Here is an 11,418-nt window from a genome sequence, read left to right as displayed (position 1 = left end):
CCGCTGACCACGGCTGCTTCGCCCGGGCGTCGGGCATCCACCCGCGCCCGGGCACCCCACATCACACGGGAGGGGAGCGCGCATGCGCTCAACACGCAGACATTACGCCCATAAGTGGGCGAAACATCTGGCCGCGGCGGTGTCCGCGGCCCTGACCCTGACCCTGCTCCAGGCGGCCCCCGCCCTCGGCGACGACGACGCCCGGGAGCAGCGCCGCCCCAAGACCCAGGACGTGCCCTCCACCCCCGTGGTGGAGGAGGGCGGCCAGGTCACCCCGCTCAAGCACCTTGCCGGATACGGCAGTTCACGTACTCCGAAGGCGTCCTGGCCGAAGCCGGGCAGTGCCACCGTCGCCCTGGACGGATCCGGCGCCCGCGCGGGCATCCGCGCCGGCGGTCTGCCCGTCCGCCTCGCCGCCCCCAAGTCCCGCTCGGCGAAAGCCGCGACGCCGACCCGCGCCAAGGTCGACCTCCTCGGTCACGCCGCCGCCCGCAAGGCGGGCATCGACGGCCTGCTCCTGAAGGTCACGCGCGCGGACGGCCGCACAGCCACGTCCGGCAAGGTCGCCGTCCAGGTCGACTACGCCACCTTCGCCCAGGCCTACGGCGGCGACTGGGCCCAGCGGCTACGGCTGGTCCAACTGCCCGCCTGCGCGCTGACCACCCCGAAGGCGGCCGCCTGCCAGGGCGTGACCCCCCTCAGCACCAGCAACGACGTCCGCGCCCAGAAACTCACCGCCGACGTCCCCGCCGGCATCGGTGCGGCGGCCCCGCTGCTCGCGGTCTCCGCCGCGCCCTCCGGCAGCTCCGGCTCCTACACCGCGACCTCCCTCGCGCCCTCCGCGTCCTGGCAGGTCGCCGCCCAGACCGGCGCCTTCACCTGGCAATACCCGCTGCGGGTCCCGCCCGCGATCGCGGGCCCCTCCCCGCAGCTGGGCCTGGCCTACAACTCGGCGTCCACCGACGGCCGTACCGCCTCCAGCAACAACCAGACGTCCTGGGTCGGCGAGGGCTTCGACCTCAGCGCCGGATACATCGAGCGGGCGTACCGCTCCTGCACCGAGGACGGCCACGACGAGGCCGGCTCGCAGAAGTACGACCTGTGCTGGCACTCCGACAACGCCACCATGAACTTCGGCGGCCGCGCGGGTGAGCTGGTCAAGAAGTCGGCGAACGAGTGGCGCCTGAAGCAGGACGACGGCACCACGATCGAGCGCAGGACCGGCGGCTTCAACGCCGACGACAACGGCGAGTACTGGCTGGTCACCACGACCGACGGCACCCGCTACTACTTCGGCAAGGGCAAGCGCGAAGCCGCCGACACCGAGTTCACCGGCTCCTCCTGGGAGGTCCCGGTCTTCGGCGACGACAAGGACGAGCCCTGCCACAAGGACACCTTCAAGGAGTCCCGCTGCCAGCAGACCTGGCGCTGGAACCTCGACTACGTCGTCGACGTGCACGGCAACACGATGACGTACTACTACGGCACCGAGACCAACAAGTACGACACCGTGCGCGGCGACAAGGTCGTCTCCTACGACCGCGGCGGCTGGCTCAAGCGGATCGAGTACGGCGAGCAGGAGGGCAAGGAGAACTCCACCGCCGCCCCCGCCCGGGTCGTCTTCGACACCGCCGAGCGCTGCAAGGGCGCCGCCGCCGACTGTGAGCCGGCCGACCTGAAGGAGTCCACCGCCACCCGCTGGCCGGACGTGCCGTTCGAGCAGATCTGCACCTCCGACACCGAGTGCAAGGACCAGTGGTCCCCGACCTTCTTCTCCCGCAAGCGCCTGACGAAGGTCACCACCCAGGTCCTGAAGTCCGACGGCAAGACGTACGACGACGTCGACGAGTGGGAGCTGGCGCACAAGTACCAGAGCGCCGACACCACCCACTCCCCGTCCATGTGGCTGGAGTCCATCACGCACTCCGGCAAGGACGGCGCGAACAAGCTCCCGAAGGTCACGTTCTACGAGCGGCAGGACGCCAACCGCGTGGACACGGGCGCCGACGACCGCCTGCCGATGTACAAGTGGCGCATCCGGGCCATCCAGTCGGAGACGGGCGGCACGATCTCCGTCAACTACAAGCCCACCGACTGCACCCCGTCCAGCCTCCCCACCCCCGAGACGAACACCAGGCGCTGCATGCCGTCCTTCTGGTCGAAGGAGGGCACGGTCGGGGAGAAGGAGGACTGGTTCCACAAGTTCGTCGTCGACACGGTGACCGAGGACGAGGTGACGGTCACCGGCCCGAACAAGGTCACGTCCTACGACTACTCGGGCGCCGCCTGGGCCTTCGACGACAGCGAGCTCGTCAAGACGAAGAAGAAGACCTGGAACCAGTGGCGCGGCTTCCGCACGGTCACCGTGAAGACGGGTGACGAGAACAGCAAGCAGCTGCGCACCGAAACGACGTACCTCCAGGGCATGGACGGCGACCGCGAGAAGGAGTCCGGCGGCACCAAGTCCGTCTCGGTCACCGCCTCCGACGGCACCAAGGTCCGCGACGACGCCCGCCACCAGGGCTTCCAGCTGGAGCAGCGCACGTTCAACGGATCCGCCGAGGTCAGCGCCACCGTCAGCACCCCTTGGAAGTCCGCCGCCACGGCCACCGAGGGCAGCGACGAGGCGACGTACGCGGCGGTGAAGTCGACGAAGACCCGCACCGCGCTCGACGACGGCAAGGTCCGCCGCGCCGCCATCGAGCACTTCTACGACTCCTACGGCATGCTGGAGCGCTCCTCCGACTCGGGCGACCTCTCCGACCCGGACGACGACACCTGCACGACGAACACGTACAACCGCAACACCGACGCGAACCTGCTGACACTGCTGAAGCGGGTGACGGTCGTGCCGGTGGCGTGCGACGACGGCCCGCCGTCCTTCAAGGGCGAGGCGATCAGCGACGTCCGCACCTGGTACGACGACCCCGACACCTACGGCGCCAAGCCCACCAAGGGCGACGTGGTCCGCAGTGAGAAGGTCAAGGGTTACGCGGACGACGGCACCCCGCAGTACGTCACCACCTCGACCGCGAAGTACGACGCCCACGGCCGGGTGACGGAGTCCGCCGACCAGCAGGGCAACGCGACGAGGACGGCGTACACGCCGACGACCGGCGGCCCGGTGACGGGCATGAAGGTCACCGACCCGGCGGGCAACTCGACGACCTCCACGGTGGACCCCCGCTGGGGTCTGGTCACCGCCACGGTCGACGCCAACAAGCAGCGCACCGACCTGGACTACGACGCCCTCGGCCGTCTGCTGAAGGTGTGGCTCCCGGGCCGCGCGAAGTCCTCGGACACACCGTCCCTGGAGTACGCCTACCTGGTCCGCAACAACGGCCCGGTCGTCACCACCACGAAGTCGCTCCTGCCGAACGGTTCCGTCGCGGTCAGCCATCAGCTCCAGGACGGGCTTCTGCGCGAGCGCCAGTCCCAGACCCCGGCTGCCAACTCCGGCCGTGTCGTGACCACCACCGAGTACGACTCCCGCGGCCTGGCCGTCAAGGAGATCGGCCCCTTCTACAACTCCGCCGCCGTCGGCACGAGCTTCGTGGGCGTGGCGGACGCGTCCGAGGGGACGCCCCGCGAGACGGAGACGGTGTACGACGGGGCGGGTCGGGCGACGGACGAGATCTTCCGGGTGGCAGGCGCCGAGAAGTGGCGCACGAAGACCTCGTACCACGGTGACCACACGACGGTCGACCCGCCGGCCGGCGGCACGCCCACCGCGACGTACACCAACGCGCAGGGGCAGAAGACCAAGGTCCTGGAGTTCAAGGCATCCTCGCCCACGGGGGCGGCGGACACCACGTCGTACGACTACGACGCGGCGGGCCGCCTCACCGAGGTCAAGGACACGTCGGGCGACCTCTGGTCGTACGAGTACGACGTGCGGGGGCGGCAGACCCGGGCCGTCGACCCGGACGCGGGTACGACCTGGATGACGTACAACGACCTCGACCAGGTCAAGACGGTCCGCAACCAGCGCGACACCACCCTCACCTTCACCTACGACAAGCTGGGCCGTCAGCGCTCGCTCTACAACGGCGACAAGAAGCTGACGACGTGGGAGTACGACAGCGCCACCGTGCCCAACGGCAAGGGGCGCCTGGCGTCGGCCACCAAGTGGGTGGGCGACGACGCCTACACGAGTTCGGTCGACGCCTATGACGCGGCGGGCCGCCCGACGAAGACCTCGGTGACGATCCCCGCCGCCGAGGGCAAGCTCGCCGGCACCTACACCTCGACGGCGTCGTACAAGCCGGACGGTTCGATCGACGACGTCGGCGTCCCGGCGGCGGGCGGTCTCCCGGCGGAGACGGTCACCACGGGCTACACGGCGACCGGACTGCCGTCCTTCACGGTGGGCGACACGACCGACTACGCCCGCGAGTCCCGCTACTCCAACTACGGCGAACTCCTCCAGCTGACGCTGGGCACCGCCAGCGCCGACAAGTACACCTGGCTCACCAACACCTACGAGGAGGGCACCCGGCGCCTGGAGCGCGCCCGTATCGACCGGGAGATCGTCAAGACCCCCGACTCCGACATCACCTACGGCTACGACGCCACCGGCAACATCCGCAAGGTCGCGGACACGCCCGAGGGCAAGACCGCCGACGTCCAGTGCTTCACGTACGACTACCTGCGCCGTCTGACCGAGGCGTGGACCCAGACGGCCACCGACTGCGCGGCGAGCGCCGGTGAGGCGACCGTCGGCGGCCCGGCGCCGTACTGGCACTCCTACGCGTACGACGCGGCGGGCAACCGCACCGGCGAGGTCCGCCACGCCACCGGCACGACCGGCGACGCGGCGATCACGCAGTCGACGACGTACGTGCCGACGGCCCAGGACCCCCAGGGCGGCACGCACGCGCACGCCCTGAAGTCGGCGGAGGTGCGCACCGCGACGTCGGGCTCGTCGGCGAAGGAGGTGACGGCGGCCCAGAGCTTCCAGTACGACGAGACGGGGAACACCATCCGCCGTACCAAGGTGGCGACGGACCTCTCCCCGGCGGTCGACCAGAAGCTGGACTGGGACGAAGAGGGCCGCCTGAGCGCGGTGACCCCGTACCTGTCCGGAGACGACCTGGACGAGGCGAACAAGACCTCGTACGTGTACGGCGCCGACGGAAGCCGCCTGCTCCGCAAGGAGAAGGGCGCGGTCACGCTGTACCTGGGCAGCCAGGAGATCCGCCTCGACACGGCCAAGAACTCCCTGTCGGGCACGCGTTACTACTCACACGGCGGCAAGCAGATCGCGGTGCGGACGTCAGCCGGGGTGACCTGGCTGGTCGGCGGGCAGAACGGCACGGCCGAGATCGCGATCAAGGCGGCGGACTCGGCGATCGTCCAGCGCCGCACCCTCCCCTTCGGCGAGGTGCGCGGCGTCAAGCCCGCCGCAGGTGCCTGGCCGGGCGACAAGGCCTTCGTGGGTGGTACGGCCGACGCCACCGGGCTGATCCACCTGGGGGCGCGTGAGTACGACCCGGCCGCCGGCCGTTTCGTCTCGGCCGACCCGGCGCTGAACCTCGACGACCCGCAGCACCTGAACGCCTACGCGTACGGGCGCAACAACCCGCTGGCCTTCCCGGACCCGACGGGCCTGTACTGGGGCGAGTCCTGGATCAGCCCCATCGGCCACGGTGCCCTCGACGTCGCGGGCCTGGTCCCGGGCTTCGGCGAGCCCGCCGACCTGATCAACGGCCTCTGGTACACGGCCGAGGGCAACTACATCGACGCGGGCCTGTCCTATGCCTCGGCCATCCCGATCGCCGGTTACGGCGCGTCGGCGGCCAAGGGAGCCCGGTACGTCAACAAGGCCGTGGACGCCGTCGACACCGCGACGGACGCCGCCAGGGCGGCCGACAAGGTCAAGGACGCCAAGAAGGTCGCGGACGACCTCACCCCGCCGGTCACCCCGAAGCCCAAGCCGGCTCCCAAGCCGGCACCTCCGGCAAAGGCGAAGGATGCGCCGACGGCGAAGAAGGGTGACTCCGGCGGCAAGAAGGACGACGGCGCCGGCAGCAAGAGCGACACGGCGGACGGCGCGAAGAAGTCGGACTCCAAGGCGGCCGAGGACGGCGCCGACGAGCCGGTGAAGCTCTACCGTTCGCCGGGCGAGGGAAAGCGGGCGAGCGAGAGAAACGGTCTCAGCGTCAAGAACCATGCGGGGGACCACCCCACGGCCTACCTCTCCAACATGCCGGAGGGAGCCGCGCAGTATGCCGGAAACGGGCATGATCCAGGCTTCCATGTCTTCACGATGAAGCCCGGATTCAGAGAAGCATTCGGTAATCTCGAATTCCCCCTGCCGAACAAGAACGGACTGAAGGGGGTTACCGAGTGGCGGATTCCTTCACATAGGTTCGAAGAGTTCAACTCATACATCGATCACGCCAAGACCGAATGGTGGTACTCGGAGAAGGGTCACTTCTTCCCGTCGTAAGAAGTGAAATCGATGTTCTAGGATGGGTGTGATGGGTGCCTCCGGGGATCTCCATGGAGGCACCCATCCGTCGGCGGCCGAACCGTGCGGAAATAAAGGAGCTCAATGAACGAACACGACACCGATGTCCGGTTCTCTCGTTACCTGGAACAGCTGCTCCTGCTCACAGGGAAGAAGCCGACAGAGGTTTACGAGATCACGCCCGCGAAACCGGAGGGTGGTCGCGTACGAGCCGTCGTCTATGCCGACACTCCGGAACCCGGGTATGTCACGGGTTTCAGTTACGGACTTTCTCTCGTGCGTCACCCGAATTGGGTGTCGAACGTTCGAGAATTGGTGATCACGGTCCGGTCCGACGACATTGGTTGGGCAAGTGTTCCCGCCGAGACGGCGGCGGCGTTGCGTGGTATCTGTGCCTATGCTCACGGCCAGGCCATCGGCTACATGAAACCCTATGTCGAGAGTTCAGAAATGAGCAGCATCGTGGTGGCGGATCCCGCTGTCCGCTGGAGTTCCGGCCCGGTCGATCTCGGTCCGGCCGGTATCGACCAGACCGGCCAGGATCTCGTCGATCTGGTCGGAGTGTATCCCGTGTATGCCTCTGAGCGGGACTTCGTTTATGCGAAGGGTTTCGACGCGCTGTGGAGACTTGAATGGGATCGCTTCGACCCGCTGCGGCTTCCTGTGGCGTGAAAGGGCCGCATGTCCCTGGAGTGCAAGGTGGGCTGAGGGCGAGGTCCCTCCTCCGACCTTCCGGACAGCGTCGATCACCGGGCAGCACGTGTGACGAGCTTCCCGGCGATCGCCTTCCCAGGGGGATCTCGATCGTGGACGGCACACCGCGGTACCACGGGGACGTGGCCCGACTGGGATTCGTCGTGCGGCTGGTGCAGAAGAATTCTGGGAGGAGGCGGCGCGAGTGACGGAGCTGCCGGACAGCCCTCGCGAGGCAGAACTGCGGGAAAGGCTGTCGGACATCCTGACGGAGGACGCCCGATGGGTGGCCTCCGAAGCGGACATTCAACATGTCAGGGATGTATGGCATGAGCTGGGAATTCACTGCTCGCCTACGGCGCTGCGTTTCGTCGAGGAATTCTCCGGAACTCGCTTCGATTACCCGCGCCATCCGCTCGATCCGGGGACGCACAGCTGCGAATTGAACGCCGAGCGTGCGAGTCGCATCGTCCACGGCGAAAAGCTGCGGGGATACGAGCAGCGCACGGGAGAGAAGCTGACGCCCGTGGGCACCGCGGCTTCCGGTCCCCTCGTGCTCCTTGTCGCCGAGGGGGGCCGGACGTACGGCGCCTACGATGCGTTTCTCGCCCTCTATGGCGGGAGCCCGGAGGAAGCGTTGGTGCATCTGGTCGACAGAGTCCGTCCTGAGCGGCTGGACTGACGGCGTGACCGATGGTGAGGTGACCGAAGTCGAGCTGAGGCCTCCGGGGCAGGTGCCTCTCGCGGAACGCCTGCGCAAGGCCGAGGAGCGGCGAGGTCGCTCCTTCTGACCTTCCGGACAGCGGCGGCGGAGGAGGGGCCCTGCCGGATTCGTCCGGCAGGGCCCCTCCTCCGTCCCGTGGACTACCAGATCGCCTCGACCCACTCCGGGTGGTCGATGAACGGGTTGCGGTTGTGCTGGTAGGTGTCGTAGATGACCTGGTTGCGGTTCTCCTCGAAGGCGCTCGGCGGGTCCTCGTCGTTCCACTGCTTGAGGACCGAGAGCTTGCCGATGTAGGGGTTGGAGCCGTTGTTGACCTTGTCGTCGGGCTCCAGGTCGGCGAAGCCGTCGTCGCCCTCGTAGCGGACGGCCATGTAGAGGATCATGCGGGCCACGTCACCCTTGACGGCGTCGCGCGGCTCGAAGGAGTCCGAGTCGACCTTGCTGCCACCGCTGTTGGTGAAGGTGGTCCCGCCCTCGTCGAAGTCGAGGTTGCCGCGCTTGCCGTTGACCGCCACGTCCTCCGGGCGGATGTGGTGCAGATCGGTGCCGGGGCCGGTCGAGGTGGTGAGGTCGCCGTGCGAGATCGCCCACACGTGCTCGCGGTTCCAGTCGCCGCTGTCACCGCCGTTGAGGGACTTGCTGCGGGAGATGCCCGAGTACAGCAGGATCACGTTGCTGCTGTTGTTCGGGTCCTGGTCGGTCTTCTTCAGGGCGTCCCACAGCGCCGAGTACGACAGCTTCGTCACGCCCGAGCTGATGATCGTGTGCAGGGACGACTTCAGGCTCGTGCCCGTCTTGCCGATCGCGTTCTTGTAGTACGTCGAGTCGTACGCGGTCGTCGTGGCGGCGGCCGGGGTGGCCGTCAGCGCCGGGGCCGCGAGGCCCACCATCACGGCGGCGGTGGCCAACGCCACCGACTTCCATCGCCGTACGCGTGTCACCGGCATAAAGGTTGTCCCATCTACGCGGGTTGAATGGAGGCGGCAAGAGGGAGGGTGACATGGACATGAGGTCTTGGCGATGAACGGGACGTTAAAAGGGGAAGTAAAAAACGGCCCCCGACCATGGGGTCGGGAGCCGTTCGGGGTTGGTCTGCGTCAGCTGACGTCGGACGGGTCCAGGCGGTAGAGCGACGCGGTGCTCGTGCTGGACGTGGAGGCCGAACTCTTGCTGTACGCGCTCGCCTTCACCGCCGTGCCGTGCTGCTTCACCCAGGTGGACACCTGCGTGCTGAGGGTGTTGCCGCCGCCGGGGCCGCCCATACCGCCGCCCATGCCGCCACTGCCGATCTGGATGTAGTGCAGCTCGCCCTTCTTCACGAGCTCCTTGAGCTTGGCCACTGTCATCGCGTTGTCGGAGCCGGTGAAGCCCCACATGGAGATGACCGGTTCCCGGGCGCTGAGCTCGATCTGCGCGGCGCTCTGCGAGTTGGAGACCGCGAGCAGCCACTCGGCGCCGTCCTGATGCTTCTTCAGGTACGAGATCAGTTCGCTGTCCGCACCACCCATACCGCCGGGCCCGCCGCCCGCCCCGCCGCCGAAGCCGTCGCGCTGTCCGGCCGTACCACCGCTCTCGGCGGTGCCGCCCGGAGCCGTACCGCCGGGAGCAGTGCCGCCCGGAGCCGTACCGCCCGACGTGCCGGTGCCGCCCGGAGCCTGGCCGGTGCCGCCCGCCTGGGGCAGTTCGCCGTTTCCGCCGCCCGGCGTCATCTGCCCGCCGCCCGGCGACTCACCGTTCTGGCCCTGCTGTCCGCCCGGGAAGCCGCCCTGCGTGTCACCGCCGGCCTGGTTGCCGCCGCCCGGCAGCTCGCCGCCCGCCTGTCCGTTGGCGCCCGTCCGGCCGTTGCCGCCCGGTATCTCGCCGCGCCCCGGGAAGCCGCTCCCGCCGCGCATGCCGCCGGGGCCGCCGCCGAAGCCGCCGCCCGTGGAGGGGCCGGCCGTCGGGTTCGTGCCGCCCATCATGCCGCCGGAGGAACCGAAGGCCGGCGACGCCGCGTACGCCGTCGGGCCCGCCAGTGCCGCGACCAGCGCCGCCGCCAGCGAGGCCGTGAGCAGCCGGACTCGGTTGCCGGAGCGGAAGACCAGCATGCCCACGATGCCGGCCACCGTCAGGACGCCGATCGTCGGCCACAGCCAGGTGTTCCAACCGGAGGCACGGCGCAGCAGGGCGATGGCCCAGACACCGGTGACGCCGAAGGCGGCCGGGAGCACCCACACCCACCGCCGGTCGCGGCGGAAGGCGTCCAGCAGCATCACGCCACCGCCGCCGCACAGCGCCGCGATGCCCGGGGCGAGCGCGGTGGTGTAGTAGGGGTGCATGGTGCCCTGGGCGGTCGCGAAGATCACGTAGTGCAGCAGCGTCCAACCGCCCCACAGCACCAGCGCCATCCGCCGGAGGTCGGTGCGCGGGGCGCGCCCGCACAGCACCAGGCCGCCGACCAGGGCGATCGCGGAGAAGGGCAGCAGCCAGGAGATCTGGCCGCCGAGGATGTCGTTGAACATCCGGCCGAGGCCCGAGGAGCCGGAGAAGCCGCCGCCCCCGCCTCCGCCGCCCCCGCCGTTGCCCTCGCCGCCGAAGACACGGCCGAGACCGTCGTAGCCCATGATCAGGTCCCAGGCGGAACCGTCCGTCGAGCCGCCGATGTAGGGCCGGTCGGAGGCCGGGACCAGGGACACCGCGAGGGCCCACCAGAAGCTCGAGACGGCCAGGACGACCGCGGCGAGCAGCAGGTTGACGATCCGCCTTGCCCAGGACGCCCTCGACGCGTACAGGTAGAGCGCGAAGACGGCGGGGAGGGCGATCCAGCCCGCGAGCAGCTTGGTGTTGAAGGCGAGACCGAAGCAGGCCGCCGAGCCGAGCAGCGGCAGCAGCCTGTCGTCACGGGTGGCGCGGAAGGCGAGGGCCGCGCCCGCGACCATGAGGAACACCAGCAGAGTGTCGGGGTTGTTGTCGCGGTTGATGGCGACGGTGATCGGGGTCAGCGCCAGCACCAGCGCGGCGACGGTCGCCGCGCCGTGGCCCCACACCCGCTTCACGGTGGAGTGCAGGATCCAGATCGTGGCGAGGGCCGCCAGGATCTGAGGCGCCATCATCTGCCAGGTACCGAAGCCGAAGAGGCGGCAGGACAGGCTCATGACCATGGTCGCGAACGGTGGTTTGTCGACGGTCAGGAAGTTGCCGGGGTCCAGCGAACCGAAGAACCAGGCCTTCCAGCTCTTCGTGCCGGCCCAGATGGCACCGCTGTAGAAGGTGTTCATGCTGGATCCGGACAGGTTCCAGGCGTACAGGACCGCCGCCAGGACCAGGATCGCGATCAGGGCGGGCAGCGACCAGCGCGGTGCCCGGTCCGGGGGTGCCGCGGGCGGGGCGGGCGGCGGCCAGTCGGCGGACACGGGCTCGGTGTGGGGGTGCGGATCGGTGGCAGATGTCACCCGGGCATCGTGCAGAGGGGGAGTGGGTGCGGGCTGTGCCGAAGCTGGCCCCCGGCTGTGAATCGGCCAAGGGGGCGGTAACGCCTTGGGCTCACTTT

General features: G+C 69.1%; 5 protein-coding genes. 3 read left to right on the top strand and 2 right to left on the bottom strand.

The window, feature by feature from the left end; all coding sequences use genetic code 11:
* The first annotated feature begins 82 nt into the window (after nt 1–82).
* The 3 genes from ABZZ74_RS20745 to ABZZ74_RS20735 all read left to right on the top strand — a co-directional run bounded on the left by ABZZ74_RS20745 (nt 83) and on the right by ABZZ74_RS20735 (nt 7,847).
* Complete coding sequence (locus tag ABZZ74_RS20745; RefSeq protein WP_356766916.1) at nt 83–6,451, top strand: RHS repeat-associated core domain-containing protein; 6,369 nt, start codon at nt 83–85, stop codon at nt 6,449–6,451.
* A gap of 105 nt (nt 6,452–6,556) precedes the next feature.
* Nucleotides 6,557–7,144: a suppressor of fused domain protein gene (locus ABZZ74_RS20740; protein ID WP_356766914.1), complete on the top strand. Its 588-nt coding sequence runs from the start codon at nt 6,557–6,559 to the stop codon at nt 7,142–7,144.
* 226 nt (nt 7,145–7,370) lie between these two features.
* Nucleotides 7,371–7,847 (top strand): SUKH-3 domain-containing protein, encoded by a 477-nt coding sequence (locus tag ABZZ74_RS20735; protein WP_356766912.1) that lies wholly within the window; start codon nt 7,371–7,373, stop codon nt 7,845–7,847.
* A 182-nt stretch (nt 7,848–8,029) separates the two neighbouring features.
* Here ABZZ74_RS20735 and ABZZ74_RS20730 read toward each other — a convergent pair whose 3' ends face one another.
* Both ABZZ74_RS20730 and ABZZ74_RS20725 read right to left on the bottom strand, forming a co-directional pair.
* Nucleotides 8,030–8,836: an endonuclease gene (locus tag ABZZ74_RS20730; protein ID WP_356766910.1), complete on the bottom strand. Its 807-nt coding sequence runs from the start codon at nt 8,834–8,836 to the stop codon at nt 8,030–8,032.
* A gap of 150 nt (nt 8,837–8,986) precedes the next feature.
* Complete coding sequence (locus tag ABZZ74_RS20725; protein ID WP_356766908.1) at nt 8,987–11,320, bottom strand: glycosyltransferase family 39 protein; 2,334 nt, start codon at nt 11,318–11,320, stop codon at nt 8,987–8,989.
* Nucleotides 11,321–11,418: the final 98 nt, after the last annotated feature.

The organism is Streptomyces sp. NPDC006476, assembly GCF_040612015.1.
Taxonomy (GTDB): domain Bacteria; phylum Actinomycetota; class Actinomycetes; order Streptomycetales; family Streptomycetaceae; genus Streptomyces; species Streptomyces griseorubiginosus_B.
The sequence above is the reverse complement of the archived record's forward strand: the minus strand, read 5'-3'. Positions and strand labels throughout refer to the sequence as shown.

Excerpts from the sequence above, each read along its gene's own strand:
- ABZZ74_RS20730 (WP_356766910.1), bottom strand. The coding sequence starts at position 8,836 with ATGCCGGTGACACGCGTACGGCGATGGAAGTCGGTGGCGTTGGCCACC.
- ABZZ74_RS20740 (WP_356766914.1), top strand. The coding sequence starts at position 6,557 with ATGAACGAACACGACACCGATGTCCGGTTCTCTCGTTACCTGGAACAG.
- ABZZ74_RS20745 (WP_356766916.1), top strand. The coding sequence starts at position 83 with ATGCGCTCAACACGCAGACATTACGCCCATAAGTGGGCGAAACATCTG.